This is a genomic window from Mesorhizobium sp. EU05-FHT14A09 (genome assembly GCF_058790995.1).
On sequence record NZ_JBYTDF010000002.1, the window covers coordinates 449,883 to 476,611 of the forward strand.

General features: G+C 62.6%; 25 protein-coding genes. 9 read left to right on the forward strand and 16 right to left on the reverse strand.

Translation table 11 applies throughout. From position 1 onward, the window contains the following. Window positions 1-85: 85 nt before the first annotated feature. On the reverse strand, window positions 86-1,258 hold the full coding sequence (locus tag AC3WTO_RS09610) for a GGDEF domain-containing protein (protein WP_492460474.1): 1,173 nt from the start codon (window positions 1,256-1,258) through the stop codon (window positions 86-88). A gap of 216 nt (window positions 1,259-1,474) precedes the next feature. Between AC3WTO_RS09610 and parE the strand changes: the two genes are divergently transcribed. Genes parE through AC3WTO_RS09625 form a run of 3 tightly spaced genes read left to right on the forward strand, consistent with a single transcriptional unit; the run spans window position 1,475 to window position 6,434 of the window. Continuing rightward, window positions 1,475-3,538, forward strand: coding sequence for a DNA topoisomerase IV subunit B (parE, locus tag AC3WTO_RS09615; RefSeq protein WP_492460475.1), 2,064 nt, complete (start codon window positions 1,475-1,477; stop codon window positions 3,536-3,538). Window positions 3,539-3,552: 14 nt separating this feature from the next. Beyond that, complete coding sequence (locus AC3WTO_RS09620; protein ID WP_492460476.1) at window positions 3,553-4,383, forward strand: alpha/beta hydrolase; 831 nt, start codon at window positions 3,553-3,555, stop codon at window positions 4,381-4,383. Further along, a complete protein-coding gene (locus AC3WTO_RS09625; RefSeq protein WP_492460477.1) occupies window positions 4,380-6,434 on the forward strand; it encodes an FUSC family protein in 2,055 nt (684 codons plus the stop codon). Before AC3WTO_RS09620 ends, AC3WTO_RS09625 begins: the two co-directional genes overlap by 4 nt. A gap of 44 nt (window positions 6,435-6,478) precedes the next feature. Here the strand turns inward: AC3WTO_RS09625 and AC3WTO_RS09630 are convergent, their stop codons facing one another. Together AC3WTO_RS09630 and AC3WTO_RS09635 are read right to left on the reverse strand one after the other, a co-directional pair. Then, window positions 6,479-7,303 carry an endo alpha-1,4 polygalactosaminidase gene (locus AC3WTO_RS09630; protein WP_492460478.1) on the reverse strand — a complete coding sequence of 275 codons (825 nt, stop codon included), beginning with the start codon at window positions 7,301-7,303 and terminating at the stop codon, window positions 6,479-6,481. A 39-nt stretch (window positions 7,304-7,342) separates the two neighbouring features. Continuing rightward, entirely contained in the window at window positions 7,343-8,464 is a 1,122-nt protein-coding gene (locus AC3WTO_RS09635; RefSeq protein WP_492460479.1) for a DUF2336 domain-containing protein, read from the reverse strand. Between the two features lie 248 nt (window positions 8,465-8,712). On the opposite strand from AC3WTO_RS09635, the gene AC3WTO_RS09640 reads away from it, so the two are divergent. Next, a complete protein-coding gene (locus tag AC3WTO_RS09640) occupies window positions 8,713-9,165 on the forward strand; it encodes a MaoC family dehydratase (protein WP_492460480.1) in 453 nt (150 codons plus the stop codon). Continuing rightward, a complete protein-coding gene (locus AC3WTO_RS09645) occupies window positions 9,165-10,046 on the forward strand; it encodes an HpcH/HpaI aldolase/citrate lyase family protein (RefSeq protein ID WP_492460481.1) in 882 nt (293 codons plus the stop codon). The genes AC3WTO_RS09640 and AC3WTO_RS09645 overlap by 1 nt, the downstream gene beginning before the upstream one ends. 6 nt (window positions 10,047-10,052) lie before the next feature. On the opposite strand, the gene AC3WTO_RS09650 is transcribed toward AC3WTO_RS09645, so the two are convergent. Continuing rightward, window positions 10,053-10,634 carry a nitroreductase family protein gene (locus tag AC3WTO_RS09650; protein WP_492460482.1) on the reverse strand — a complete coding sequence of 194 codons (582 nt, stop codon included), beginning with the start codon at window positions 10,632-10,634 and terminating at the stop codon, window positions 10,053-10,055. A gap of 152 nt (window positions 10,635-10,786) precedes the next feature. Between AC3WTO_RS09650 and AC3WTO_RS09655 the strand changes: the two genes are divergently transcribed. Continuing rightward, window positions 10,787-11,752, forward strand: a complete 966-nt coding sequence (locus AC3WTO_RS09655) for an RgsD C-terminal domain-containing protein (protein ID WP_492460483.1) — start codon at window positions 10,787-10,789, stop codon at window positions 11,750-11,752. A 34-nt stretch (window positions 11,753-11,786) separates the two neighbouring features. On the opposite strand, the gene AC3WTO_RS09660 is transcribed toward AC3WTO_RS09655, so the two are convergent. The 7 genes from AC3WTO_RS09660 to AC3WTO_RS09690 all read right to left on the reverse strand — a co-directional run bounded on the left by AC3WTO_RS09660 (window position 11,787) and on the right by AC3WTO_RS09690 (window position 18,492). After that, window positions 11,787-12,728 (reverse strand): lysophospholipid acyltransferase family protein, encoded by a 942-nt coding sequence (locus AC3WTO_RS09660; protein WP_492460484.1) that lies wholly within the window; start codon window positions 12,726-12,728, stop codon window positions 11,787-11,789. A 93-nt stretch (window positions 12,729-12,821) separates the two neighbouring features. Next, a complete protein-coding gene (gene thrS, locus AC3WTO_RS09665) occupies window positions 12,822-14,807 on the reverse strand; it encodes a threonine--tRNA ligase (protein ID WP_492460485.1) in 1,986 nt (661 codons plus the stop codon). Window positions 14,808-14,968: 161 nt separating this feature from the next. Beyond that, entirely contained in the window at window positions 14,969-15,799 is an 831-nt protein-coding gene (gene blaOXA, locus AC3WTO_RS09670; RefSeq protein ID WP_492460486.1) for a class D beta-lactamase, read from the reverse strand. Window positions 15,800-15,818: 19 nt separating this feature from the next. Then, complete coding sequence (locus AC3WTO_RS09675) at window positions 15,819-17,024, reverse strand: serine hydrolase (protein WP_492460488.1); 1,206 nt, start codon at window positions 17,022-17,024, stop codon at window positions 15,819-15,821. Between the two features lie 143 nt (window positions 17,025-17,167). Further along, window positions 17,168-17,545 (reverse strand): membrane protein insertion efficiency factor YidD, encoded by a 378-nt coding sequence (yidD, locus tag AC3WTO_RS09680; protein ID WP_492460489.1) that lies wholly within the window; start codon window positions 17,543-17,545, stop codon window positions 17,168-17,170. Window positions 17,546-17,702: 157 nt separating this feature from the next. Next, entirely contained in the window at window positions 17,703-18,080 is a 378-nt protein-coding gene (locus AC3WTO_RS09685; RefSeq protein WP_492460490.1) for a hypothetical protein, read from the reverse strand. A 7-nt stretch (window positions 18,081-18,087) separates the two neighbouring features. After that, on the reverse strand, window positions 18,088-18,492 hold the full coding sequence (locus AC3WTO_RS09690) for an AraC family ligand binding domain-containing protein (RefSeq protein ID WP_492460491.1): 405 nt from the start codon (window positions 18,490-18,492) through the stop codon (window positions 18,088-18,090). A gap of 113 nt (window positions 18,493-18,605) precedes the next feature. On the opposite strand from AC3WTO_RS09690, the gene soxR reads away from it, so the two are divergent. Next, entirely contained in the window at window positions 18,606-19,061 is a 456-nt protein-coding gene (gene soxR, locus AC3WTO_RS09695) for a redox-sensitive transcriptional activator SoxR (RefSeq protein ID WP_492460492.1), read from the forward strand. Between the two features lie 125 nt (window positions 19,062-19,186). Here the strand turns inward: soxR and AC3WTO_RS09700 are convergent, their stop codons facing one another. Beyond that, window positions 19,187-19,318, reverse strand: a complete 132-nt coding sequence (locus AC3WTO_RS09700; protein WP_492460493.1) for a hypothetical protein — start codon at window positions 19,316-19,318, stop codon at window positions 19,187-19,189. 109 nt (window positions 19,319-19,427) lie between these two features. Between AC3WTO_RS09700 and AC3WTO_RS09705 the strand changes: the two genes are divergently transcribed. Then, on the forward strand, window positions 19,428-20,369 hold the full coding sequence (locus AC3WTO_RS09705; protein WP_492460494.1) for a LysR substrate-binding domain-containing protein: 942 nt from the start codon (window positions 19,428-19,430) through the stop codon (window positions 20,367-20,369). 237 nt (window positions 20,370-20,606) lie between these two features. Next, window positions 20,607-21,662, forward strand: coding sequence for an LLM class flavin-dependent oxidoreductase (locus AC3WTO_RS09710; protein WP_492460495.1), 1,056 nt, complete (start codon window positions 20,607-20,609; stop codon window positions 21,660-21,662). 109 nt (window positions 21,663-21,771) lie between these two features. On the opposite strand, the gene AC3WTO_RS09715 is transcribed toward AC3WTO_RS09710, so the two are convergent. The 4 genes from AC3WTO_RS09715 to AC3WTO_RS09730 form a co-directional block, all read right to left on the reverse strand. Further along, window positions 21,772-23,658, reverse strand: coding sequence for an MFS transporter (locus AC3WTO_RS09715; protein ID WP_492460496.1), 1,887 nt, complete (start codon window positions 23,656-23,658; stop codon window positions 21,772-21,774). A gap of 148 nt (window positions 23,659-23,806) precedes the next feature. Continuing rightward, window positions 23,807-24,598, reverse strand: a complete 792-nt coding sequence (locus AC3WTO_RS09720; RefSeq protein WP_492460497.1) for an ATP12 family chaperone protein — start codon at window positions 24,596-24,598, stop codon at window positions 23,807-23,809. 13 nt (window positions 24,599-24,611) lie between these two features. After that, the gene (locus AC3WTO_RS09725; RefSeq protein WP_492460498.1) at window positions 24,612-25,529 is read right to left on the reverse strand and encodes a DMT family transporter; all 918 of its coding nucleotides are present in this window, start codon (window positions 25,527-25,529) and stop codon (window positions 24,612-24,614) included. A gap of 194 nt (window positions 25,530-25,723) precedes the next feature. After that, window positions 25,724-26,707, reverse strand: coding sequence for an RluA family pseudouridine synthase (locus AC3WTO_RS09730; protein ID WP_492460499.1), 984 nt, complete (start codon window positions 26,705-26,707; stop codon window positions 25,724-25,726). Window positions 26,708-26,729 lie beyond the last annotated feature (22 nt).

Sequence of the window (26,729 nt, forward strand, 5' to 3'; positions counted from 1 at the left end):
TCGCGAGGGGTTTTTCGCAACGCCAGCAAAGCGCATAGCGGTTTGTTGGCGGTCACGTAAAAATAAAGAGTTAGAGGGAAATACTTTAGGCGCGCAGCGCGGGCCGCCGCGTCGGTTCCGTGATCCAGCCATCGACCACGACCCTGTTCCGGCCGGCTCGCTTGGCCTGATAGAGAGCCCGGTCCGCACGGGTCAGCATCTCCGTCAGCGTGGCCTTCTTCATCGAGCCGAAGGCGACACCGGCGCTGACGGTACAGCGCAACACGCCGACCTGAGTGTGAATGTCCTGTCCTGCGAAGTCCGCCAGGATGTTGCGGGCGGCAGCCTCGACATAGTTGCCTTCGACACGCGCGATCACCAGCGCGAACTCTTCGCCGCCGAGGCGGAACGCGCTGTCGCCGGCGCGCAGATTCGTCCTGATGACATCGGCGAAGCGCCTCAGCACCTCGTCGCCGGCCGAATGGCCGTAGACGTCGTTGGTGTTCTTGAAATGGTCGAGATCGAACATCACGACCGCCAGTTCCTCGCCGAATGCCCTGTCCGGGTAGCCGTCCATCAAGGCGCGCCGGTTCTGCAATCCGGTCAGCGGATCGGTCAGCGCCTCGTTGCGGTGACGAGCAGCCACCCGCAGATTGTGCATGGTCATCGGCAGCGCGCCGAGTGCGGTGAGACAGGCCACGGAAACGATGATGTTGACGCGCTCGGCCCAATTGTCGGGCGCCTTGCCCAGCACCCAGGTTCCATTGAACAGCAGCACCAGGCCGCACAGCGCAAACGAGGTCGCACAGATCGCAAACAGCACGGTCATCAGGGTGATGAGCGCCGGAAACTCGTCGCGGGCCTGCCAGAAAACCCAGCCGATCCAGACCAGCAACGTGGTGGCGAAGGCGTATTCGACCATGAAGGCCACGCCGTCTAGCCCGACCATCATCAGATAGGTGGTGGAAAGTACCGAAATGGCAACGACGGTCAGGACTTTCCGCGTGATATGGACGTGCCCGTAGAACTGGCCGGCGGCGACCAGCACCAGCGCAAAGCCGCTGGGCAGCAGCGCCATCAGCAGCGCTCCGATCCAGGGTTGTGGATCGCTGGTGTAGCGCCAGAAGGCGATGACGTGCCCTGCGACCACGATCAGGCCGATGGCGGCCGTGAGGAAATAGTGGCTCTGGCGCATCGCGCTCCAGATCACCAGCATGGTTATGCTGAGGCATGTGCCGGACAATGCTGCCGCCAGCAGCAAGGACTGATAGTCCAGCATTGTTCGCTTCCCCGCTAACACGACGGCGTACAGTGTACGCTATCATCACCCATTTTGCGGCAACCTGGCTCAAACGCTCAGGAGAAACTCGCCAGATGGTTTACGAGACGTCTCTATTCGGAGTAGAGCACTCGCCAGCCATGAACGGAACACGAACTGCTGTGATCCGGCCTGCAAAACATGGCAGTATCATTCCCTGATTCGTTTTCAAAGCTCATGGACGAAATGGACGACCTTTTCGGCAATCCGGACAAGCAACCCCCGCAGCCAGCCCGCGCCACCGCGCGCCCTGCCGACCCGCTCGTGCAGGCGGCCAAGCGCACGCAACCTGCGACCAAGGATGGCAGTGAAGGCTACAGCGCGGCCGACATCGAGGTTCTGGAGGGACTGGAGCCGGTACGGCGCCGGCCGGGCATGTATATCGGCGGCACCGACGAGAAAGCGCTGCACCATCTCTTTGCCGAAGTCATCGACAACTCGATGGACGAGGCGGTTGCCGGCCATGCCACCTTCATCGACGTGGAACTGGGAGCCGACGGCTACCTCACCGTCACCGACAATGGCCGCGGCATTCCGGTCGATCCGCATCCCAAGTTCAAGGACAAGTCGGCGCTCGAAGTGATCATGACGACGCTGCATGCCGGCGGCAAGTTCGATTCCAAGGTCTACGAGACCTCCGGCGGCCTGCACGGCGTCGGCGTCTCGGTGGTCAATGCGCTTTCCGATGACCTCGAAGTCGAAGTCGCGCGTGGCCGCAAGCTCTACCGCCAGCGCTTTTCGCGCGGCATCCCGCAGGGCGGGCTCGAATTCCTCGGCGATGTACAGAACCGGCGCGGCACGCGGACCCGCTTCCACCCCGATCCCGACATCTTCGGCAAGGGCGCGCATTTCGAACCGGCCCGCATTTACCGCATGGCGCGTTCGAAGGCCTACCTGTTCGGCGGCGTCAACATCCGCTGGTCTTGCGACCCGTCGCTGATCACGGACAAGGATCCGACGCCGGTCAAGGCCGAATTCCACTTCCCCGGCGGCCTTGGCGATTACCTCAAGGCGTCGCTCGGCGACGAGATGCAGGTCACGCGCGAACTCTTCTCCGGCAAGAGCGAGAAGCAGGGTGGCCATGGCTCCCTGGAGTGGGCGGTCACCTGGTATGGTGGCGACGGTTTCCTCAACTCCTACTGCAACACCATCCCGACCGGCGAAGGCGGCACCCATGAAATGGGCTTCCGCAACGTGCTGACGCGCGGCCTGCGCGCCTATGCCGATCTGGTCGGCAACAAGCGCGCCTCCATCGTCACCTCCGAAGACGTGATGATTTCGGCCGCCGGCATGCTCTCCGTCTTCATCCGCGAACCGGAATTCGTCGGCCAGACCAAGGACAAGCTCGCGACCGTCGAGGCCATGCGTATCGTCGAATCTGCCCTGCGTGATCCATTCGACCATTGGCTGGCCGACAATCCGCAGGAAGCCTCCAAGCTGCTCGACTGGGTGATCGCCCGCGCCGATGAGCGCGTGCGCCGCCGCCAGGAAAAGGAAGTCTCGCGCAAGAGCGCCGTGCGCAAGCTGCGCCTGCCCGGCAAACTGGCCGACTGCACGCAGAACGCGGCAGCCGGCGCCGAACTGTTCATCGTCGAGGGTGACTCGGCCGGTGGCTCCGCCAAGCAGGCGCGTGACCGCGCCATGCAGGCCGTCTTGCCGCTGCGCGGCAAGATCCTCAACGTCGCCAGCGCCGGCAGCGACAAGCTTGCCGCCAACCAGCAGATCTCGGACCTCGTCCAGGCGCTGGGCTGCGGCACGCGCTCGAAATACCGGGACGAGGACCTTCGCTACGACCGCGTCATCATCATGACCGACGCCGACGTCGACGGCGCCCACATCGCCTCGCTGCTGATCACCTTCTTTTATCAGGAGATGCCGAACCTGATCCGTGGCGGCCATCTCTTCCTGGCCGTGCCTCCGCTCTATTCTCTGCGCCAGGGCGGCAAGATCGCTTATGCCCGCGACGACGCGCACAAGGACGAATTGCTGCGCACCGAATTCACCGGCCGCGGCAAGGTCGAGCTCGGCCGCTTCAAGGGTCTCGGCGAGATGATGGCGAGCCAGCTCAAGGAAACCACCATGGACCCAAGGAAACGCACCTTGCTGCGGGTCGATGTGCTGGACGAAGAGACCGTGACCAAGGATGCGGTCGACGCGCTGATGGGAACCAAGCCCGAGGCACGCTTCAGGTTCATCCAGGAACGCGCCGAATTCGCAGCCGCCGACGCCCTGGATATCTGAGCACGAAGGTGGGCTTGATCTGGAAGGGCCTGAAAGCGCTCTTGATCGTCATTGCCCTTGGCTACGTTTCCGTCGTTGCGCTGATGTATTTCATGCAGCGCAGCCTGCTCTACCCGGGAGCCACGAACGCCGTCGGCGTTTTGCCCGCCATCGCCCCCTGGGGTGAACGCGTCGCGATTGTGACACCCGACGGTCAGACGCTCGCAGCGCTCTATCTCCCCGCGCACCAGGGACGGCCTACGCTCCTGTTTTTCCCCGGCAATGGCGACAATGTTGCCAACTACGGTTTTCTCGCCAATCAATTGTCGTCTTACGGATATGGACTGCTGGCGGTGTCATACCGAGGGTATCCCGGGTCGACGGGATCACCGACGGAATCCGGTCTGCTTGTCGACGGACTTGCGGCGTTCGACTGGCTCTCGGCGACGGATCGCAATTCGCCGATTGTCGTCCTTGGGCGCTCGCTGGGCACCGGAATAGCCGTCAACACGGCAGCGGAACGGGATGCAGCGGCGATTGTGCTTGTCTCAGCCTACCGATCGGTGCTGGCCGTGGCACAAGAGCAATATCGGTACCTGCCAGTCGGCGCCTTGATCCAGGATACTTTCCGTTCCGACCTCAGGATCGCTCGGGTGGCGGAGCCAAAACTGTTCTTCCATGGTGATCTCGACAGCTCCGTCCCATTGACGTCAGGCAGGGCTCTTTTCGATGCCGCGCCGCACCCCAAGACCTTCAGCGTCCAGACCGGCCGTGGTCACAACGACATCTGGACGCCGGCGCTGGTCCAGGAAATGGTGACGTTCGTCGACACAGCCACCCAGTCACCGGATCAAATGGGCCAATGAGTCTCGCCCTGCGCGACATGCTCACCGCAGCGAGAAGCACCTTGCGGCCAACCCGCTCGGACTGGATCTTCGCGCTGCGCACCACCTCGGCCGGGCTGATCGCGCTTCTGGCGGCCTATGCCCTGAAGCTCGAACACCCGCAATGGGCAATGATGACCGTTTTCATCGTCGCCCAGCCGGTCGCCGGCATGGTTCTGGCGAAAGGTTTCTACCGGCTGATCGGCACGGTTGTCGGGGCCGCGGCAGCCATCGGTTTCACATTTGCCTTTGGCGGCAACCCCTGGCTCTTCGTCTCGGTTCTTTCGCTCTGGATCGGTCTTTGCACGCTCGTTTCGTCGCTGCTGCGCAATCCGGAGGCTTATGGCGCGGCGCTTGCCGGCTATACCGCGATGATCGTCGGCCTGCCTGCTTTCGGTCAATCGCATCTGATTACGGATCTCGCCATTGCCCGCTGCGAGGAAATCATCCTCGGCATCGTCTGCGCGGCGGTCACCAGCCGGCTGATCCTGCCCCGGCTCGCCGGCTCGGCGATCAAGGCGCGGCTGGAACGCTGCATTCTCGACCTTGCCGCCTACACGCGCGGTGCCTTCGCCGGGGCCGAACCGGCCAAGCTCGACGCCCTCTACCGCAAGCTGGTCGCCGACACGCAGACATTGGGTGAAATGCGCGCCTATGCACGGCTGGAGGCGCCCAGCGTGGCGACACGCGCCCATCCGGTGCGGCGAACCATCGGCCACCTGCTTTCCGCCCTTTCGGCGGCCCGCATGCTGCACGCTCACGCCGCGCCGCAGAACGCCGCCCTGCTGCCCGTGCGCGGGCAATTGAAGGCGCTTGTTACCAACATCGCCGAAACGCCGAATTCGCTCGAAGACACAAAGCTCTGGGAGGCCGAGCTCACCGCGATTGCCAACGAGGCCCTGCACGCCCCGGATCGCGTCCCGAACGACAGTCAGGACCCGGTGGGAACGATCACCCGCCTCACCGTCGCCGGCGAATTTGCGCAATCGCTGCGCGAGGTGCTGCGCGGCCTCGATGCTGTGCGCCGGCCGACCACCGAAAAGGCCATGCGGCAGCGCCGGCAGCCGGCACTGATCGTGCATCGCGACCATCATGCCGCCTGGCGCAATGCCATCCGTGCCACGGTCGCGACCATGCTTGTCGCCAGTTTCTGGCTGGCCACCCGCTGGTCCGAGGCGGCTGGCACGCTGATCCTCGTCGCGGTCGTATCGAGCCTGTTCGCATCGAGACCCAACCCGGCTCAGGTCTCATGGGGCTTTTTCAAGGGCACCTTGCTGGCGCTGCCGGTTGCCTTCGTCATTGGCCAGCTTGCTTTGCCGGCCTTTCCCGGCTTCGGCTGGTTTGTCCTGTTCGTCGTGCCGGTCCTGGTGCCCGCCGCCCTCGCCATGGCCAATCCGCGTCTCGTCGGCGCCGCGACGGCCTTTGCCATCAATTTCCTCGCCTTTCTCAACCCGCACCAGGGCATGAGCTACGATCCCATCGCCTTCTTCACCGGCTCGATTTCCGTGCTGGTCGGCATCTTGATTGCGATCGGCGTCTTCATGGTGGTGCTGCCGGTCGACCCCATCGCCACCGCACGCCGCATTGCCGATGCCATGCGTGAGGACCTGGTACGCTTGTGCCTACACGATCGTATCCCGCGCCGCTCTGCTTTCGAAAGCCTTGCCTACGACCGCGTCAATCAGATGATGCCGTTGATGCAGCAGGCCGCTCGCAAGAGCGAAGCCCTGTTCGACGGCAGCGTTGCTTCGGTGATGGTGGGGCTGGAGCTGCTTCGCCTGCGCATCGACCAGAAAGCCGGCAGCCTGCCCTCTGCGATGACACAAACCGTCAGCGATTTTCTGCGCCAGCTGGCCCGCAACCTGCTCGTGCGCATGCCGAACGAATCCTGGAGCGCCAGCATCGCCGCCATGCGCGCCGACGCAAGCGCAATCGCCACGATCGGCACGCCGGACGCGCTACGCGTCGCCGCATCGTTGCGTGTCGTTGCGGCTGCCGCCGAAGACTATCCGGATTTTTTCCGCAAGGACTAGCCAGGGCGACGGCGGCTGGGCACGGCATCCGCGGGTCGAACCGGCTACTTCTGGCCAATCCTGTGCGCTATGCAATGATCGTGGCGGTAGCCTTTGCGCTTCGCTGCTTTGAGCGCACGGTCCCTGAGTAGGGTGTCACGAGGCGTGGTTGGGTCCAGGCAAACATCGGCAAAACGCCCGCGAAGATTGTCGACATATTCGATATTGATGACCCGCTCACCGTAGAACCGGGTGTACGCGCCGCATTCGTCATAGCGATGGCATTCTTCCGAAACTGCGAAATCGAAGCCGATCCGCCTGCGCTCGCCTTCGGAAAGCTGCGGTGTGTTCTTTTGCCCGGCCGCCAGCCCCAGGCTGTGCGCGCTGCGCACCAGCGCTGCCGCAAAGGTGACTGCATCTTTTTGGCTGAGCGCTCCTTTCGACCTTGTGAAAGAATCCAGATTGTCGAACTCGACAGCATCGAATCCGGCACGAGCGCAACTGGAAAGGCTGATGGCAAGCCGTTCCAGGATCGCGGCCCGCGGCTTTTCCGAGGAAATGTCGAGGAGATGTTCATCCGGCCAGTCCGGATCGACCAATGGTTTGCCTTTGCTGTCTTTGACCAGCAGCTCGAGTGGCCACGCCGCTCCCGGCTGTGTCTGGAAGCCGTTGACATAGCATATGTTGTAGAGACCGGGGGCCGGTGCAGCCGTGCTGTCGCGGACGACGACATCCGTTCGGGCCGGCGGATCATAGGCTCCGCCGAGCTGGTAGTCGGCGACGGCGCTGGAAGGGAACGGCTTGAATGGCCGCGCCATCCCTTGCTCTGAAACGCCGGAGACACCGGCGCTTAGGACAACGAAAGCTGCAACCCAATTCGATCGATACATCGTGCTGTTTCATCCATGACGATGGCTGATCGCCGAAGATTAGGCAGCGGCGATGGCCAATGCATGACCACGCGCGTTCTGGCGCAGCGCATCGAGATGGATCGACTTGACGAGGGTGGCGAGATCGCCTTCGGCCTGCTGTCCGCCCAGTTCCTTGAGCATCAGCCAACTCACCTCCTGCACGCCGGCGACACGCTTGCCATTGGCAACCTCGCGCCAGACCTTGAGCGCCCTGAGGATGACCCCATGCATCCCAAACGACAGGCCAGCCGAGGTGAACAGTGCCTGCAGCGCGACGTCGTTGCCGCCTGCCAGCAACGCCCTCACCCGCTGTTCGGACTGCTCCGTCAGCGCCACCAGAACCGCGCCGAAAAAGTCGACCTTGCCATGCGCCACGGTGCGGATGATGAAGGAGGCCGTCAGATCGCCGCGCAGGCGCAGATGCTCGACAAGCGCCGGATGTTCGACCGCCTGCGTGCTCTCGATCAGGGTGACGGAAGCTTTCACGCAGGCATCGCGCAACACGCGCTCGGCGCGCGCCGATCCCATCAGCGCCAGCACCAGCGGCGAACCCTTCAGTGCCTCGCCGAGCTTGACCAGAAGCATATGGCGGCAATCCGCGGGCAGCGTCTCATGGGCGATCAGCGCCTCGCGTACCGCCGGCACATGACCATGCCGTTCGGCGATCCGCCGATAGCTCATCGATGCGATCACGGCGCCCGGATTGGAAAGCAGCGTCACGCAGGCCACGGCTTCGCCGATCTCGGCGATCGCCGCCGCAACCGTCATGGAAACCGCCGGTCGATCGGCGATCAGTTCTTGCGTCGCCTTCTGGCCGCTGGCAACGCGGTCGATGAGGTCGGCATCCGTCAACAAGGGAGAGCGCGCCAGAACCAGAGCGGCGACCTCCGGCTGGTCGGAAGCCAGCGCGGCGATGATCTGGATCGGAGCGTGATGACTCATCGAGAGCGCTTCGGCCATCGCCGCGCGCACCTTCGACGAGGCATCGTCGAGCAACAGCGTCAATGCCGCCTCGGCTGCGCAGCGATCCTCGAAGGGGAGATCGCGATTGACATAAGCCCTGGCGAGCGCACTCGCCGCCGCGGCACGCTCGGAGACCCTCGCCGTGCCTACCCATTTCAAAAAATGAGGAACAACCATGTTCAAAGCTTCTTACCCCAGCCGGCGCACAACCCAGCAAACCCAAAAAAGACGTTAGGCAGAAATGGTTTACGAAGCGTTCACCATAATTCTTAACCAGCTTGCGGCCTCTCGCGGCTAGAGCGCCGCGCGTCCCTTCGAACGCGCAAAGGACGCTCTAGAACTTTGAATTGCGCATCGATCCGAAAATCGATTCCGATTTTCGGATCGATGCGCTAGGCATATCAAGCTGCAAACGGAGGATCGCCATGCCTGGTCTCTATCTGGAAGAGTTCACCGTCGGCCGCAATTTCCAGCACACGCTGCGCAAGACGGTGACCGAGAGCGACAACATGCTGTTCTCGGTCATGACGCTCAATCCGCAACCCCTGCACATCGATTTCGACTTCGCGTCGAAGAGCGAATGGGGAAAGCCGCTGGTGAACTCCCTGTTCACGCTCGGTCTCATGATCGGCATTGCGGTCAACGACCTCACCGTAGGAACCACCGTCGCCAATCTCGGCATGAAGGAAACGACCTTCCCTCACCCGGTCTTCCATGGCGACACGATTCGCGTCGAGACAACCGTGATTTCAGCGCGTGAGTCGCAGTCGAAACCGGATCGCGGCATCGTCGAACTGGAGCATCGCGCCTACAATCAGGACAACGTGCTCGTCGCCAAATGCCTCCGGCAGGCGATGATGCTGAAGAGGCCTGCCTGATGCGGTCGCTGCTGTTTGTTCCGGGCGATTCGGAACGCAAGCTGGAAAAGGGTTTTGCTTCCGAGACCGACGTTGTCATCGTCGACCTCGAGGATTCGGTCTCCGCGCAGAACAAGGCGGCGGCCCGGGAAATCGCCGCCGGTTTCATCACCCGGAACCGCACTGGCACCAGGGCTGCCATCTATGTCCGCGTCAACGACCTGACCACCGGCCTGACCGACGATGATCTGGCAGCCGTCGTCGGCTCGAAGCCGGACGGCATCATGCTGCCGAAATCGAACAGCGGGCAGGACGTCCAGCAATTGTCCGCGAAACTGCGTGTCCAGGAGGCACGCGCGGGCCTTGCCGACGGCGCGATCCGTATCCTGCCCATCATCACCGAAACCCCAGCCGGTGTGCTGGCCGCCGCCAGCTATGCCGGTGCAAGCAGCCGCCTGTCAGGCCTGACCTGGGGCGCAGAAGACCTGTCGGCGGCGATCGGTGCACGCACGGCGCGTGACGAGCATGGGCGCTACACCGACGTCTTTCGCCTTGCCCGCACGATGACGCTGCTGGCCGCTTCCGCGGCGGAAGTTTCCGCCGTCGACACCGTCTTTCCGAACTTCAGCGACATGGCCGCTTTCGAAGCCGAATGCCGCGAGGCCGAGCGCGACGGCTTCACCGCTAAGATGGCGATCCATCCAGCCCAGGTGCCCGTCATCAACGCGGCGTTCACCCCCTCAAGCGAAGCGGTCGAACGCTCGGCAACCATCGTCGCGGCCTTCGCCGCTGCCGGCAATCCCGGCGTCGTCGGCATCGAAGGCAAGATGTATGATCGCCCGCATCTGCGGCTGGCCGAACGCCTGCTGGCACGAGCAAAAGCAGCAGGCGTCGGCGTCTAGCTCTCGCTATTGAGCCTTCCACGGCCCCGCATAATCGGCATACAGCGTCGAAACATTCGGCCGCGGGCGTTCCGGTGCCGTGCCGCTGAACGTGCCGATGTGCACGAAGCCGATGACGCGTTCGTCGGGTGCGAGGCCGAGAATCGCGCGCCCCTCCGGCACGTCGGAATACCAGTTGCTGATCATGTTGGTGCCGTAGCCCAGTGCGTTGGCAGCGATCATCAGGTTCATCGCCGCCATGCCGCCCGATAGGAATTTCTCCCAGTCCGGGATTTTCGGATGCGCCTTCGGCACCGACACCACGCCGATCACCAGCGGCGCGCGCGAAAAGCGCGCGAGCTCCTGGTCGCGGCGGACATCGCTGAGCGGACCTTCCCGGGTTTCAGCCAGTGCGGCGAGTTTCTTGCCGACCTCCACCCGCGCCTCGCCTCGATAGAGGATGAAGCGCCACGGCTCGAGCTTGCCGTGGTCAGGCACGCGCGAAGCTGCCGCTATGATGGTGGCGATCTCAGCGTCCGACGGTGCCGGCGCTTTCAACTCCGGTATCGGGGCGGAATTCCGGATCAGCAGGGTGTCGATAATGTTCATGCGCGATTCTCCTGGATTCGTTTGGGCTGAAGCGCGCGATAGGCATCGGCTGCTCTGGCGACGGCGCGGGATGCACCGAAAAAGAGCCTCGTGGCTTCCCGCCAGACTCTTCAGCCTTGAAATTGCCACCGGCTTGGGCTTCAACGCAAGGCATGTTCGCCGGGCTTCGCCGACTTTCGCTGACCATTCTCGGAGCCACGCTCGGCATGGCTCTGGCGCTGCCTGCCGGCGCGAAAGATCCCGACTCGCTCGACAAGCTGAAACTGCCCGGCATTTCGACCTATGCGCCTCCGCATGCGACAGGCGCGCAACTCGCTCGCGGCGAAGGGGAAATCACGCTCAGCGCGCAGCTCACCGACAAAGGCGAGGACGTCACACGCGGCCTGGTCTGGCGGGTTTTCCGGCCCGAACCCGGCGCCGACGGCAAGTTGCCGCTGGTGGCTTCCGCGCAAGGCGGGACGGCGGCGTTTCAGCTGCAACCCGGCAGCTATCTCGTGCATGCCTCCTACGGCCGCGCCGGCGCCACCAAACGCATCACTGTCGGGCGCGAGGCCAAGCGCGAAAACCTGGTTCTCGAGGCCGGTGGCCTGAAGCTCGATGCGACGCTGGCCGGCGGCATCCGCATCCCGCGCGAAAAGCTGCGCTTTTCGATCTATGAAGCGCGCGGCGGCAAGGATGATGAAAAGGCCCTTATCATCCCGAACGTGCAGCCGAACAGCGTCGTGCGCCTGAATGCCGGAGTCTACAATGTCGTCTCGACCTATGGCTCGGTGAATGCCGTCATTCGTTCCGACATCAGGGTCGAAGCCGGCAAGCTGACGGAAGCGACCGTCGAACACCGTGCCGCCGAAGTCACCCTGAAACTGGTGCGCGAGGCCGGCGGCGAAGCGCTGGCCGACACGTCCTGGTCGGTGCTCAACGAATCCGGCGATTCGATCAAGGAAGCCGTCGGCGCCTTTGCACCCATGGTGCTGGCGGAAGGCAACTACACAGTCATCGCCAAGAATCGCGACCGTATCTACCAGAAAGACCTGACCGTCGAAGCCGGCAAGAACGGCGAAGTCGAGGTTGTCGCCTCGGAGGCGACGGCAATCGACCCGGCCGAGGGCGCGGACTAGCACAATTCCGGCAAAGGTCTAGCTCTCGTCCGGATCAGGCAGCGGCGCGACCGAACCGCCGCCGCAGCAATTTTGCCCGCTTGGCCGGCTCGACCGGCGCCAGATCGAAGACGGCGCGATGCAGCCGCGCCAGTAGGATTTTGCGGTCGCGCAGCGGATCGAGCTCTTCCGGTATCAGCGCCTTGCCTATCCGCACCTCGATCGAGCGGCCCGCCAGCCTGGCGAACTCGCGGATCAGCAGCGAAATCCTCAGTGTCAGCGAGGCTTTGCCGACAAGGCGCGCCAGCCGCCCTTCCCGCTCGGCCAGGTTCATCGGACCGCTGACCAGATGAAACAGCCGGCCGTTCTGGCCGGCAAAATGCATGGGGATGACGGAAGCCCTGGCTTCCTGCACCAGGCGCGCCGGAAACATCTTCCACGGCAGGTCCTGGGCGCGGCCGAAACCCTTCGGCGCGGTGGCGACGCCGCCGGCGGGGAAAACGACGATGGTCACCCCTTCCTTCAGCAGGCGCAGCGCCTCGTGGCGGATTGCCATATTGGCCTTCACCGCCTCCTTGGTCTCTGCAAAGTCGACCGGAAGCGAATAGGGCTCCATCTCACGAATGCGCAGCAGGTCCTTGTGGATCATCACCTTGAACGGCCGGCCAAGCTTTTCGGCCAGCGACAGCACGGCAATGCCGTCACCGATGCCGAAGGGATGGTTGGCGACGATCACCAGCGGCGTATCCGGCAGATTGGCCGGCGGCCACTGATCGACGCAGCGGACCCGCACGTCGATCAGGTCGAGCATGCGCCCGAACACCCGGTCGCCCGTAGGCACGATGTTGCGGCGCCACAGATCATAAAGGGCGGCGAAGCGGTCGCGTCCCGACAGCCCTTCGACGGAGCGAATGAACCAGCGCGTGAGCACCGGCTGGCCGGCATTGGCGTAAGAAAGCTCCGGGAACGGTCTTTCGCGCGATCTCAGCTTCAGCATATTTCGTCGTTAATTGAGTTGGATGACGTCAACATGACGCCGATATGAAAACGGCGGTGGCCACGCCACCGCCGTTCACCGGAACACCTGCGATCAGGCGGTTTTCTTGCGTTTCAGATCCGGAGGCGTCGCTTCATCGACCAGACGCGCGATCGCCTCGGCCAGCGACAGCGATTCCTGGTCGCGCGAGCCGAGGCGGCGCACATTGACCGTCTCTTCTTCCGCTTCGCGCTTGCCGCAGACGAGAATGACCGGAACCTTGGTCAGCGAATGTTCGCGGACCTTGTAGTTGATCTTCTCGTTGCGCAGGTCCGCCTGCACCGACAGTCCGGCCGCCTTGAGCTTGTCGACGACGATGCGCGCATAGTCGTCGGCTTCCGAGGTGATCGTCGCCACCACCACCTGCAGCGGTGCGAACCACAGTGGGAAATGGCCGGCATGGCTTTCGATGAGGATGCCGAGGAAGCGCTCCAGCGAACCGACGATGGCGCGATGCACCATCACCGGCTGCTTCTTCTCCGAATCCGAGTCGATGTAGAAGGCGCCGAAACGCTCGGGCAGGTTGAAGTCCACCTGCGTCGTGCCGCACTGCCACTCACGGCCGATGGCGTCCTTCAGCGTGTATTCGAACTTGGGACCGTAGAAGGTGCCCTCGCCTTCGTTGATACCGGTCTTGATCCGGTTGTCTTCGCGCGCCATGCGGGCGAGCGAGCTCTTCAGGATCTCCTCGGCATGATCCCACATGGCATCCGTGCCGACACGCTTCTCCGGTCGCGTGGCGAGCTTCACCACGACCTCCTCGAAGCCGAAATCCTTGTACACCGACATCATCAGGTCGTTGATCTTGAGGATCTCGGACTCCAGCTGTTCTTCCGTGCAGAAGACGTGCGCGTCATCCTGCGTAAAACCGCGCACCCGCATGAGGCCGTGCAGCGCGCCGGAAGCCTCGTAGCGATGCACCGCGCCGAATTCCGCAAGCCGGATCGGCAGGTCCCGGTAGGACTTCAGGCCATGTTTGAAGATCTGGACGTGGCCCGGACAGTTCATCGGCTTGAGTGCGAAAATGCGCTGGTCGGCATCCGGATCTTCCGGATGGGTGAAGGCATGCGCGGATTTCACCGCGAACATGTTCTCCTGGTACCAGCCCCAGTGGCCCGAGGTCTCCCACAACGACTTGTCGAGGATCTGCGGCGCGTTGACCTCCTGATAGTCGTCGCCGAGGCGGCGGCGCATATAGGCGACCAGATTCTGGAACATCTTCCAGCCCTTGGCGTGCCAGAACACGACGCCCGGTCCTTCTTCCTGGAAGTGGAACAGGTCCATCTCGCGGCCGAGGCGGCGATGGTCGCGCTTCTCGGCCTCTTCGAGCATGTGCAGGTACTGGTCGAGCTGTGCCTGGTCGGCCCAGGCGGTGCCGTAGATGCGTGTCAGCATCGGGTTGTTGGCATCGCCGCGCCAATAGGCACCAGCGACCTTCATCAGCTTGAAGGCAGTGCCGATCTGCCCGGTGGCCGCCATATGCGGGCCACGGCAGAGGTCGAACCAGTCGCCCTGGAAGTAGATCTTCAGGTCCTGGTCTTCGGGAATGGCGTCGATCAGCTCGACCTTGTAGCCCTCGCCCTTGTCGCGGAACACCTTCTTCGCGCGATCGCGGTCCCAGACCTCTTTGGTGAAGGGCTTGTTGCGCTGGATGATCTCCCGCATCTTCTTTTCGATGACGGGGAAGTCTTCCGGCGTGAAGGGCTCGTTGCGGGCGAAGTCGTAGTAGAAGCCATTCTCGATCACCGGGCCGATGGTGACCTGTGTTCCCGGCCACAGTTCCTGCACCGCCTCTGCCAGCACGTGCGCGGTATCGTGACGGATCAGCTCCAGCGCGCGCGGGTCGTCACGGGTGACGATCTCGACCTTGCCGGAGGCCTTCAACGGTTCCGACAGGTCGCGCAGGGTGCCGTCGACCGCGTAGGCAACCGCTTTCTTGGCAAGCGACTTGGAGATGGATTCAGCGAGCTCCGTACCAGTCATCGCGGCGTCGTAGTCACGCACGGAACCATCGGGGAATGTGAGGGAAACATTGGCCATGGTCTTCTCCTATCCAGTCCCGCATACGAACGCGGGTGGTGTTGTGCCGGATCGCGCCCGGCGGCGAGCGGTCTTTTAGGGGCACTTGCAGCCAACGTAAAGCGAAACGGCGCTGCCCTGGCAAGGCAACGCCGTTTGCTCGATCCCACCCGCTGGGTCGCTTACTTGATCAGCCCGGGCAATTCCTCGAGGAACGAAGCCCGCACCACGCGGCCCATCAGCTCGTCGCTCTTGCCATTGTTGATGACGAGCTTGGCGAAGACGATGCGCTTGCCGTCTTTTTCGGCCCAGCCGACAAACCAGCCGATCGGCCGGCTGCTGTTGGGTGCGCCGCCCTTGCCAGCCAGTCGGCCTGTCCCGGTTTTGCCCTTCACTTGCCAGCCACCAGCCTCGAAAGCCGGCATCGCGGCCTCAGTCATCTCATAGGCTTTCGTGGAAACCGGCAGACTGCGGCTGGCGACACCACGCAGGAAGGCGATCTGTTCGTCCGGCGAGATCTTGAGCGAGGAATTCAGCCATGCCTGTGTCAGGCCGTCGTTCTTGCCGGGATTGCCCGATATGTCGCGATTGCCGTAGTTGAACTTCCTGACATAGTCGCCGAAGCGCGCAGCGCCGAGCTTGCGAGTCAGTTCCTGCGAGTACCAGACGACCGATTCGGCCAGCCAGATCGTCGGATCGACCGTGTGCTGGTGGCGCTTGATGGCCTTGAACTCTGGCTTGTAGTCCCAGCGCGGATTGTGTGGGTTCGTAAGGATGCCACTGTCGTAGCCGATCAATGCCAGCGGCACCTTGAAAGTCGAAAGAGCGCTGACACGCTTGTCGCAGCTGCCTTGCCGATACAGCGCAGCGCCATTTGCGGCATCTGCGATCACCGTGCATTCAAGCGCCGGCTTTGCGTTGGAGGATTGCGCCGCCGCTGGCCAGCATGCGGCAAGCGACATCGCGACAAAGCCCGCACCGCAAAGGGTGGAGCGAACGGAAACAGACATCATATTCTCCGGGAAACAGCGCTCAGTTGATTTTGACCGTTATGCAGTCGAACTTCTGCCGCTTGAGCGCCGCGCAGGTCTTGCTCGCCGCTTTTGCATCTTCAAAGCCGTCGAAACGCACACGGTAGAGCGTTGTACCGCGTGTTTGTGTCTGCATGATCTGGCCGGCTGCTTCCCCATGGATAGAACGTACAAATTTCTGCGCGTTGCCAAGCAACGCTTTCGCCGCGGCCTTGTCAGGCAGCGCGCCGATCTGGATCTGCCAGGCTGAAGGGATGAGTGCGACTTCCGTGTCGCCATCGCCCTGCTCGATTTCCGCCGCGCCGATCGTCTCGGCCGCTGCGATAGCCGGTTGCGGCTTGCGTGTCGGCAACGGCGCATTCGAAGCCACCAGCGGTGCCGCGGTGACGGCTCCCTCGGTGCTGAAGCGCTTCAGCAGGGCTTCCATCTTGGCGTCGCGGCTGCTGGCCGTCTTGCCGCCCAGCACGACGCCGATCAGATGGCCTTTGCCTTGCTCCAGCGACGATACCAGATTGTAGCCCGAGACAGCCGTGTACCCCGTCTTCAGGCCGTCGACACCGGCATAGCGGTACATCAGATTGTTGTGTCCTTTCAGCCGCTTGCCGTGAAAGACGAAAGCAGGTTGCGAAAACAGGCCGAACAGTTTCGGGAAATCCCGCTCCAGCGCCATGCCGAGAACCGCCATGTCACGGGCCGTGGTCAGCTGGCTGCTCTTGTCGGTCAAACCGGAGGGATTGGCGAAGATCGTATTGCGCAACCCCAATTGCCGGCCGCGCTTGGTCATCAGCCGCGCGAAGGCAGCTTCCGACCCCGCCATATGCTCGCCAATGGCCGCAGCGGCATCGTTGGCGGAAATCACGATCATGCCGTTGACGGCCTCGCGAACGCTGATGGTTTCGCCGGGCTTGAGCCAGAGCTTCATCGGAATCTTGGCTGCCGCATTTTTCGAAATGGCGACCTCATCGTCCCAGCTGAGCTTGCCCTGTTCGATCGCCTCGAAAGCAAGGTAGATCGTCATCAGCTTGGCGAGTGAAGCCGGCGCATGCCGCTTGCCGGCGTTTTCGTGGCCGAGCACGGCGCCCGTCTGCGTATCGAGCACCAGCCAGGAAACATCGGCGTTGGCCGCTGTCGCGCCCAGCAGGACCACGCCAAGCGTCAGCGAGGCAGCAAAGACCTTGCGCCCGAGCCATGTGTTGATGACCGGCATATTCGCTCCGTGAATGTAGAGACGCCCGAGGGAGTAGCGATGACTGAAATGCTGAGGACCCCGCCCGCCGGGAACGCCCCCCGTCGCGCGAAAATCCACGAGCACTATTGTATGGAATTCATTAACGAAAAGTGGGTGGTTTTTTAACGATTTGGCGTATCCACAGCCTTGCGGCCGATCGACCAGTAGCGCCACGGCGCGTACCAGGCGTAGCGCTTGTCGAGCAGTACCGGCACGTTGTCGATGCCGTGTGTGCCGCCCGGACCGCAGCGCATGACACGAAACAGCCCCATCCAGCCCCCAGCCCACAGGCCATGCCGGGCGATCGCCTCATAGGCATATTCCGAGCAGGTCGGCAGATGCCGGCATGTGTTGCCGACAAAGCCGGAAAGCGTGAGCTGGTAGGTTCGGACAAGAGCGGTTCCGGCCAGCCTGCCCGGCGTCTTACGCCAGGGACCGGCCCAGTTGCGGCTGCGGGCGATCATATGCGAATGGCCGTGGCCGTCTGGCTCGCCTGTCATTGCGGATGTCGCGCGCGCGAATTCATCCGCTGTAGATGGCGCGCGCCGGCAGATTTCGCAACAGCCCGCGGCGCCCGTCCCGCAAAGTGTGCTGCAGTTTGCGCCGGAGTCGGCTGGAAACAAGGAATTCGAGCGTTACCGCCGAAAGCGGACAGTTCTAGTCAAGCTCTCGGCGGAAGCCGACAAAGGCCGGTGTGACGGTAACCGGTATGCCCTGTTCGATGAGCGAAAGCAGCCCCAGCATCACCTCTTCGTTCGGCTCGCCATAGACGTCGAGCCGGCGCATGATGCAGCTCTCCATCACCTCGCGAATATGGGGATCCGCCATCTTCCAATGTGCGAGCACGGCCTCCGAGTTTGGCATGACCTGCAGGCTGCTCGCCCGCATGGACTCCTCGTCGATATAGGTTTCGACGACAAGCTGGGGGCCCTGGCTCTCGGCGAAGGCGACGGCGTCGCGGATGGCCCGTTTGAACCGTTCGAGCTTGCCGGGACGGATGTCGAAGCTGGACAATTGTACGATGCGTTGCGTCATGGCCGTCTCATTCAGCAGCGTCGAGCAAGACAGCTCGGATGGTTCGGTTTACGGCGCCATAGGGAGAGGAGGCGACATAGACCAGCTCCACATCATCGAGCGCGTTGAATGACCCCGGTGTGCCGGCAGGCAGGTAGAACACATCGCCGGGCCCCGCCGTCTGCCACGCATCCCGGCTCGCAATGGTGCAGCGCCCACGAGTGACGACCAGCACCTCGTCATAAGCGAAGATGAAATCGCTCGTTGCGCCTCGCGGAGCCCTCAGGAAGCCGACCGCGCCAAGCTTGGCCGTCGGCATCTCGTCTTCGTTGAGCACGTCGACCAGTTTTGCGCCGGACCACTCCATCCAGTCCCGCGCTGCGGCGGCCGTGAATTTGCGGATATCGGGCGTGTTTATGATCTGCGTGTTCATCGCTCTTTCTTCCTCTTGCCGGCGCTGTCGAACCAACGATCTGCTGGTGTCATCGCCGTCCTACAAGTTCAAGTAAACTTGAGGTCAAGAGCAAAACATGCGAAAAGAGCGGAATGGAAACGACGCTCACCATCAACCAGCTTTCGCGCCGCAGTGGCGTGGCCGCCTCGGCGCTGCGCTACTATGAGGAACGCGGGCTCATTCAATCCGAGCGCAGAGGCACCGGCCACAGACGCTTCACCCGCGCCACCTTGCGACGGCTGGCCTTCATCGTCTTTGCCCAGCGGCTTGGCATGTCGCTTGCTGAAATTGGCTCGGAACTCGACAAACTTCCGACCGACCATGTGCCGAAGGGAGCGGACTGGTCGTTACTCTCCGGCCCCTGGTCGGCCCGCATCGATGAACGCATCGCCGAACTCGAGCGGCTGAAGACCGGCCTTGCGCAATGCATCAGTTGCGGCTGCCTGTCGCTGGAATTCTGCCGGCTGGTCAACCCGCACGACAAGGCCGGAGCGCTCGGCCCCGGCCCACACTACTGGCTTGGCGATCAGGCTTCGAACGACGACTAGAGCATTTTGTAGCCAAGCGGAATCACTTGGCGTTACAAAAATGCGGCAAAAACAAAACCCTAGAGCGTTTCCGCGTTTCCGTTAAAAACGGAAACGCTCTAGGTTCATCTCGGCCTCGCAGGCCGTTATCGCCAGGTTCCGCCGTCTCGACCATGCCTTGCGCGCAGATAAGTGTCCTGCCGCTGCGGCGGTTTCTTCAAATTTTGGAACGTGGCAACCGTCAGCGCGTCGAGAAGCGCCTGGATGATCTCGGACATCACATTCACTCCGGTTTCGCATAGCTGTTTCATGACCGGATTCAACGCCTTCTGGCGCTTGCTTTCAAACGAGTATATTTTCCCCTTCAGATAACCTGAGGTTATATGAATGAAGCGCAGCCGTTTGCCCCTCACCGCCTTGCGTTCGTTCGAGGCCGCCGGCCGCAATGCAAGTTTCAGCCGGGCCGCCGAGGAGCTGCATGTCTCGCAGGCAGCCGTCAGCCGCCAGATCCGTGAATTGGAAACCGTGCTTTGCACCCCGCTGTTCGAGCGCCTGCATCGCAAGGTCGTTTTGACCGAGCCCGGGAAAGCGCTGCTCGCCCAGCTGACTGCAAGTTTCGACGGCATCGAAAGAATGCTCACCGATATCACCAACCGGGGGCAGACCAGGACCGCACGCGTGAGTTCCGATGCATCCATCGCCGCCTGCTGGCTCATTCCGCGCCTGGACCGCTTCCGGCGCGCCAACCCGGACATCGATGTCGTGCTCGACGTCGATCCGCGGCTGATCGAGTTCCGAGCGGACCAGGCCGAACTCGCCCTGCGCTTTTCCTTCCACAGCACCAGCTGGCCGAACACCGAAGCCGAGCGCCTCGCCTATGCACTTGAGACACCTGTTCTGGCGCCGTCTCTGCTGGCCGGAAGCCCCGCCATCGAAAAGCCAGGCGACCTGCGCCGTTTCACCTTGCTCCATGAGGAAAGCCGCGAACACTGGAAGAACTGGTTTCGGCTGGCGGGCGAAGAAGAGGCCGACGTGCGGGCGCCGGGACCGATGTATGCAGACATGGCGCTGTCCAAGCAGGCAGCGTTGCTTGGGCACGGCGTGGCCCTGGTCGATCTCCTCTACATGCAGGATGAACTCGCGGCCGGCACGCTGGTCCGGCCCTTTGCCACCGGGCTCAATTCCGGCAGCTATTTCCTGGTTGCGCGCAGCCTTTCGAAACTGAGTGAACCCGCTCAGATCTTCGCCGATTGGGTGCGCGCGGAGTTTGCGGCCAGCGTTGCCGCGCTGTCGTCAACCGAAAGTGAACGGTGCGTTCTCGCTGAGTGAATAGGCAATTCCGTCCGCCTCGCCTATCTCATTCATCGAGTTGAACAATCCGCCACCGGTTGATCGGTGGCCAGACGAGGCCTGGCCGTTCGCTCCTCAGCATCGCGCGCCGCTAGAGCGTTTCCGTTTTTCACGGAAACGCGGAAACGCTCTAGCTTTTTTGTTTTTAACGCAATTCCGGACGGAAAACCGCTATCCACTTTTCCTGGAATTGCTCTAGCCCACCATGGGGATGATATGACAGACAAAGTCGAATTCGGGTTGGATACGTTTGGTGACGTCACGCTGGGTGCGGATGGCAAGTTGCTGCCGCAGGCCGAGGTGATCCGCAATCTCGTCGAGGAAGCCATTCTCGCCGACGAAGTCGGCATCGACTTTATCGGCGTTGGCGAACATCATCGCGACGACTTTGCCGTCTCCGCTCCCGAGACCGTGCTCGCCGGTATCGCCACGCGCACCAGCCGCATCAAGCTGGGTTCGGCCGTCACCGTGCTGAGCTCGGACGATCCTATCCGTGTCTTCCAACGCTTCTCGACCGTCGACGCACTGTCGAACGGACGTGCCGAAGTGATCCTCGGCCGCGGCTCCTTCACTGAATCCTTTCCGCTGTTCGGTTTCCGGCTCAACGACTACGAGACGCTGTTCACCGAAAAGCTCGACCTGTTCGCGGCGGTTCGCAAGGGTGAACCTGTCACCTGGCAAGGTTCGATCCGGCCACCGCTCGAGGACCAGTCAGTCTATCCGCCGATCGAGAACGGCACCTTGAAGACCTGGATCGGTGTCGGCGGCAGCCCGGAATCCGTGGTTCGCGCCGCGCGCTACAATCTGCCTTTGATGCTTGCCATCATCGGCGGCGACCCGAAGCGCTTCCGTCCTTACGTCGACCTCTACCACCAGGCGCTCGATCAGCTTGGCGGAACCAGGTTGTCTGTCGGAGTGCATTCGCCGGGCTATGTCGCCGATACCGACGAACAGGCCCGCGAGGAATTGTGGCCGCACTACAAGCTGATGCGCGACCGCATCGGCGGCGAACGTGGCTGGCCGCCGGCGACACGTGCCGACTTCCTTTCGGAAGTGGAACGCGGCTCGCTTTATGTCGGCTCACCGGAAACCGTGGCACGCAAGATCGCCGCCACGGTCAAGGCGTTGGGCGCGGCGCGTTTCCAGATGAAGTATTCGTCCGGCCCGCTGCCGCATGAAGACATGATGCGTTCCATCGAGCTCTACGGCACCAGGGTGATCCCGACGGTGCGCGATATTCTGGCGGAAAAGCTGGAGCTTTCCGAGGCCTGAATATCCCCCTGGGCACGAGCAGGGCATTTCTGTTCTACACAATGAAAACGGCCGGCGCGGTTTCCCGCGCCGGCCGTTTCGATCAGATGAGGTCCGTTGGACGGGCCACTCAATCCTTGGCGTTAAGATCCGTGCCCAGCGTATCCTTGACGAACAGCGTACCGATGATGAGCGACATCGCCGCGAACACGATCGGGTACCAGAGGCCGTAGTAGATATCGCCTTTGGCGGCGCTCAGTGCAAACACCGTTGCTGGCAGCAGGCCGCCGAACCAGCCATTGCCGATGTGGTATGGCAGCGACATGCCGGTGTAGCGGATGCGGGTCGGGAACATCTCGACCAGGATCGCGGCGATCGGCCCGTACACCATCGTCACATAGAGAACGAGGATGAACAGGATGCCGATGACCATCGGCCAGCTTACCTGCGCCGGATCGGCGACCATGGCGAAGGCGCCTGCAGCTGGAATGCTGTAGACAGTGACGTCTGTCGCACTGCCTGCCTCTTCCTGCGTCAGGATCTTCTCCTTGACCGCCTGGGTGGCTGGAACGGTGGTCTTTTCGCCGCCGCGAATGGCCGCGGCGTCGAGCTTCAGTTCCGGATTGGCCGTGACGAAGCCGTCGAGCTTCTGGTCGGCAACCTTGGCTGCACCACGAACCAGCGGATAGCCGCCGTCATGCAAGGCGATGTTCACCGCCTTGGCGAAAGCTGCATCCTTGGCCTTGGCCTGATCGCCGGCCGCGATGGCATCGTAGGATTCCACCGTCTCATTGCCGATCTTGACCGTTGCTGCGGTGCTGGGTGCCGCCGTGGTCACGACGTCATAGGGAACCGAGTTCTTGGTCAGGAACGATGTCGCGACGTCACAGGATGTCGTGAACTTGGCGGTGCCGACCGGGTTGAACTGGAACGTGCAGTCGCCGGGAGCAGCGGTCACCGTGGCGCGGGTGCTCTGCTGCGCGGTGGCAAGCGCCGGATTGGCTGCCCAGGTCAACGCCTTGAACAGCGGGAAGTAGGTGACGATGGCAAGCGCCAGGCCGGCCATGATGATCGGCTTGCGCCCAATCTTGTCCGACAGCCAGCCGAACACCAAGAAGAAGATGGTGCCGAGTGCCAGGGCGATCGCGATCATGATGTTGACCGAATAGGCGTCGACCTTGAGCACGTTCTGCAGGAAGAACAGGGCGTAGAACTGGCCGGAGTACCACACCACAGCCTGGCCGGCGGTAAGGCCGAACAGTGCGAGCAGCGCGATCTTGGCGTTCTTCCACTGACCGAAGGCTTCGGTCAGCGGCGCCTTGGAGCCCTTGCCCTCATCCTTCATGCGCTGGAAGGTTGGCGATTCACTCAGCGTCAGTCGAATCCAAACGGAAACGCCGAGCAGCACCACCGAAAGCAGGAACGGAATGCGCCAGCCCCAGGCCGCGAAGGTCTCCTTGCTCATCGAGCCCTGGATGATCAGGATGACGATAAGCGACAGGAACAGGCCGAGCGTTGCCGTGGTCTGGATCCACGAGGTGTAGTAGCCGCGACGGTCGTCGGGCGCATGTTCGGCGACATAAGTGGCTGCGCCGCCATACTCACCGCCCAGCGCCAAGCCTTGCAGCATGCGCAGGATGATCAGGATGGCCGGAGCCGCGATGCCCCAGGAGGCCGACCCGGGCAGCAGGCCGACCAGGAAGGTCGACAGGCCCATGATCAGGATGGTGACGAGGAAGGTGTATTTGCGGCCGACGAGATCGCCGATACGGCCGAACACCAGCGCGCCGAACGGGCGCACCAGGAAACCGGCGGCGAAGGCCAGCAGCGCGAAGATGTTGCGCGTCGCTTCCGGATAGGAAGCAAAGAAGGTCGCGCCGATGAAAGCGGCCAGCGCTCCGTAAAGATAGAAATCGTACCATTCGAAGACGGTACCAAGCGACGAGGCGAAGATGACCTTCTTCTCCTCTCGCGTCATGCCGCGGCCACTTCTGCCGGCGGTCTGTGCCATTGCCATGAGTGCTCCTCCCAAATGCCCCGATGCCGGCTGTCCCTACCCTCCTCCGGATACGGACTCGGACCAGCTATCGCGAAGAATCTGGCAGAAAGCGTCGGTCCTGAGGACCGAGCAATTGGGATTATGACTTTGGTCTAATGTGAGGGCGCTAGCCGTCCAGCGCCTCGAGCAGCGCCACCGCTGCCATCATGTCGCGCTTGCGGAAGGCACGCCGCGCTACCGCTTCCGAATCCTGGCCCCAATGCTCGATCTGCCAGTCCTCGTCGACATGAGCTGCCGCCCACGCCGCTTCGGCGGCAAGGTCCCCCTGCTCCACCGCAAGCGCCAGCAATGCGGATCCGCTGATCGAGGTCATTACATGCATTGCTGCCAGACGGAACGGGTCGTTGCGCCGGGCAAGATGTGCGCCCAGCACCGCAATGCTCTCGCGTGGTTGCTCGACATGCATGACACCTTCGGCAAGCTCGAAACGCGCGCCCAGTGAACTCTGTGCCCAGTCGATGACCGGATCCCAGTGCGTGTTCTGGCGATCGACCAGTCCCTGCGGACTGTCAGCGCGATAGCAGAGCAGATCCGACGAGGCGAAACGCAGGATATCCTCGAGCACTGCTTGCGTGTCGGACGCGACACCGTCGATGGCTGTGTTGGCCAGACGCAGTACTGGCATCATCACCGGGTCGATCACGTCTTCCTGCGCTTCGAACTCGGCAGCCACCAGTGCGGCGGCCTTTTCGGTCGGCAGCGCCAGCAATGCCTTGCCCGGCGTGCGGACAGGCTTGCCGTCGAGTTGTACGGCGAAACCATTGTCGGAGGGCGCAACCGAAGCAGTCTTGTAGAAGCGCTTGGGCAATGGCGTGCGCATCTGGATCTGAGCCCGCCGCGTCGGGTCCGGATCGGAAAGCTGCTTGCCCGCTTCAAGATCGCTCAGAATATCGCGCATTGCCGTACACTCACTATGCCGTTTTTGGCCGTCTCGGACGATTGACGACGCTCAAGCCCACAGCGATCAGCCCCAGCGCCAGGAAGATCTTCCAGGTCAGTGGTTCGCCGAGGATCATCCAGCCGCATATCACGCTGAATGCGGGTGACAGGAAAGCGAAACTCGACAGTCCCGCCGCCGGATACCGCCGCATCAGCCAGAACCAGACGATATAGGTGATCGTGACGATATAAACAGCCTGAAACAGCAGCGCACCGGTCGCCAGCGGCGTCACGTCGCGCAGCGCCGGCCCCGCTAGCGGCACCAGCGGGATGGCCATGATCGCTGAAACGACGAGTTGGTAGAGCAGCACCTTCTCGGCACCCGCGGTCTGCAGCTTGGAACGTTTGATGGTCAGCGTCGTCAACGCCCAGAACAACCCGGCAGCGAGACTGAGCAGATCGCCGAACAAGGTCGATTGGCCGTTGCTGCCCAGCCGATCGGAAAAGATCACGATCACCCCGCAGAAGGCGAGCATCAGTCCGACCAGCTTCTGCACGGTCATGCGTTCGCCCAGCCAGAAATGTGCGCCGACGAGCACCCAGAACGGCATCGTGTTGACCAGCAGCGAATTGCGCGCCACGGTCGTGTATTCCAGTGCCACGAACACCAGGCTGAATTCGATCCCGAACAGCAGGCCCGCCAGGATGCCTCCAACGAGCGTCCCGTCGCGCTCGAACAGGCGGATGCCGCGGAACTGGCACCACAGGAACACCAGCACGCAGGCAATGGCCGAGCGCGCAACGTTCAGGAAGATCGGGTTGTAGCCGACATTGGTGAGCTTTGCGGCGACGCCATTCAGGCCCCACGAAAAGGTCAGCACCAGCATGAAGCCCACCGCCGCGGCGTCGATGGCATCGCGCTGGTCAAAGCTCTGGCTTGTTGTACTCATGACGCCCTCCGCAGGTTCTCCCTGCCAACGTCCCTACAGGAGGTTGGCAGTCGCGGCATGATCCAAGGCCCGGCTAGCGCAATTCCAGGAAAAGTACGTAGCGGTTTTCCGTCCGGAGTTGCGTGAAAACAAAGAGCTGGAGCGTTTCCGTGAAAAACGGAAACGCTCCAGCGGTGGTTCACTGCGAACGGCACTCAGTCCTCAGCGCTCGTCTCGTCGAAGCCGAGCAGGTTCCAGCTCTGGCGCATATGCGGTGGCATCGGCGCGGTGACGTCGATCACGCCCTTGTCCGGATGCGGGATGATGATCCGGCGGGCATGCAGGTGCAGCCGGTTCTGCATCCCGCCCGGGAAGTCCCAATTGGTGTCGGCTTCGAAATATTTCGGGTCGCCGATGATCGGACAGCCGATATAGGCGGCGTGCACACGCAACTGATGCGTACGACCTGTATAAGGCTCCATTTCCAGCCACGACAAAGACTGCGCGGCTTGCTCAACGATGCGGTAGTAAGAAACCGAGTGGTCCGCGCCTTTTTCGCCATGCTTGGCGACCCGCACCCGATCGCCATCCGGCGTCGGCTCCTTGATCAGCCAGGTCGAGATCTTGTCCTCGCGCTTCGGCGGCACGCCCTTGACCAGCGCCCAATATGTCTTCTTCGTTTCGCGGGCACGAAAGGCTTCTGACAGTTTCATCGCCGCCAGCCGCGTGCGTGCGATGACCAGCACGCCGGACGTGTCGCGATCGAGGCGGTGCACCAGGCGTGGCTTCTCGCCCTTCTTGTTGCGCCAGGCCTCCAGCATGTCGTCGACATTGCGGGTTACTCCCGAGCCGCCCTGCACGGCGAGGCCCGCCGGCTTGTTGAAAACGAAGACCTTGTCGTCCTCATGCAGAAGCATCTTGGAGAGTACGTCGGCATCGCCCTGGTTGCGGATCGAATGACCGGTGAGCTGGTCGGCGCCGCCTTTCTTGTCGACATCGAGCGGCGGGATACGGATCACCTGCCCCGGCTCGATGCGGGTGTCGGTCTTGGCGCGCGCACCATTGATGCGCACCTGGCCGGAACGCAGCAGCTTCTGCAGCTGCACAAAGCTCAATCCGGGATAGTGGCTCTTGAACCAGCGATCGAGCCGCATGCCCGTTTCGCCGGCTTCCACCGTGATCTGTTCGACGCCTGCCATGGTCCGCCTTTATTGTTCGAAG

What these genes read in the sequence shown, in the direction of transcription:
- AC3WTO_RS09690 (WP_492460491.1), bottom strand. Translation starts at nt 18,492, where the DNA reads ATGAACACGCAGATCATAAACACGCCCGATATCCGCAAATTCACGGCC.
- AC3WTO_RS09630 (WP_492460478.1), bottom strand. Translation starts at nt 7,303, where the DNA reads ATGTATCGATCGAATTGGGTTGCAGCTTTCGTTGTCCTAAGCGCCGGT.
- AC3WTO_RS09610 (WP_492460474.1), bottom strand. Translation starts at nt 1,258, where the DNA reads ATGCTGGACTATCAGTCCTTGCTGCTGGCGGCAGCATTGTCCGGCACA.
- soxR (WP_492460492.1), top strand. Translation starts at nt 18,606, where the DNA reads ATGGAAACGACGCTCACCATCAACCAGCTTTCGCGCCGCAGTGGCGTG.
- blaOXA (WP_492460486.1), bottom strand. Translation starts at nt 15,799, where the DNA reads ATGATGTCTGTTTCCGTTCGCTCCACCCTTTGCGGTGCGGGCTTTGTC.
- AC3WTO_RS09710 (WP_492460495.1), top strand. Translation starts at nt 20,607, where the DNA reads ATGACAGACAAAGTCGAATTCGGGTTGGATACGTTTGGTGACGTCACG.
- AC3WTO_RS09725 (WP_492460498.1), bottom strand. Translation starts at nt 25,529, where the DNA reads ATGAGTACAACAAGCCAGAGCTTTGACCAGCGCGATGCCATCGACGCC.
- AC3WTO_RS09655 (WP_492460483.1), top strand. Translation starts at nt 10,787, where the DNA reads ATGTTCGCCGGGCTTCGCCGACTTTCGCTGACCATTCTCGGAGCCACG.
- AC3WTO_RS09720 (WP_492460497.1), bottom strand. Translation starts at nt 24,598, where the DNA reads ATGCGCGATATTCTGAGCGATCTTGAAGCGGGCAAGCAGCTTTCCGAT.
- AC3WTO_RS09675 (WP_492460488.1), bottom strand. Translation starts at nt 17,024, where the DNA reads ATGCCGGTCATCAACACATGGCTCGGGCGCAAGGTCTTTGCTGCCTCG.
- AC3WTO_RS09700 (WP_492460493.1), bottom strand. Translation starts at nt 19,318, where the DNA reads ATGTCCGAGATCATCCAGGCGCTTCTCGACGCGCTGACGGTTGCCACG.
- AC3WTO_RS09685 (WP_492460490.1), bottom strand. Translation starts at nt 18,080, where the DNA reads ATGACGCAACGCATCGTACAATTGTCCAGCTTCGACATCCGTCCCGGC.
- parE (WP_492460475.1), top strand. Translation starts at nt 1,475, where the DNA reads ATGGACGAAATGGACGACCTTTTCGGCAATCCGGACAAGCAACCCCCG.
- AC3WTO_RS09660 (WP_492460484.1), bottom strand. Translation starts at nt 12,728, where the DNA reads ATGCTGAAGCTGAGATCGCGCGAAAGACCGTTCCCGGAGCTTTCTTAC.
- yidD (WP_492460489.1), bottom strand. Translation starts at nt 17,545, where the DNA reads ATGACAGGCGAGCCAGACGGCCACGGCCATTCGCATATGATCGCCCGC.
- AC3WTO_RS09730 (WP_492460499.1), bottom strand. Translation starts at nt 26,707, where the DNA reads ATGGCAGGCGTCGAACAGATCACGGTGGAAGCCGGCGAAACGGGCATG.
- AC3WTO_RS09650 (WP_492460482.1), bottom strand. Translation starts at nt 10,634, where the DNA reads ATGAACATTATCGACACCCTGCTGATCCGGAATTCCGCCCCGATACCG.
- AC3WTO_RS09715 (WP_492460496.1), bottom strand. Translation starts at nt 23,658, where the DNA reads ATGGCAATGGCACAGACCGCCGGCAGAAGTGGCCGCGGCATGACGCGA.
- AC3WTO_RS09645 (WP_492460481.1), top strand. Translation starts at nt 9,165, where the DNA reads ATGCGGTCGCTGCTGTTTGTTCCGGGCGATTCGGAACGCAAGCTGGAA.
- AC3WTO_RS09640 (WP_492460480.1), top strand. Translation starts at nt 8,713, where the DNA reads ATGCCTGGTCTCTATCTGGAAGAGTTCACCGTCGGCCGCAATTTCCAG.
- AC3WTO_RS09625 (WP_492460477.1), top strand. Translation starts at nt 4,380, where the DNA reads ATGAGTCTCGCCCTGCGCGACATGCTCACCGCAGCGAGAAGCACCTTG.
- AC3WTO_RS09635 (WP_492460479.1), bottom strand. Translation starts at nt 8,464, where the DNA reads ATGGTTGTTCCTCATTTTTTGAAATGGGTAGGCACGGCGAGGGTCTCC.
- AC3WTO_RS09705 (WP_492460494.1), top strand. Translation starts at nt 19,428, where the DNA reads ATGAAGCGCAGCCGTTTGCCCCTCACCGCCTTGCGTTCGTTCGAGGCC.
- thrS (WP_492460485.1), bottom strand. Translation starts at nt 14,807, where the DNA reads ATGGCCAATGTTTCCCTCACATTCCCCGATGGTTCCGTGCGTGACTAC.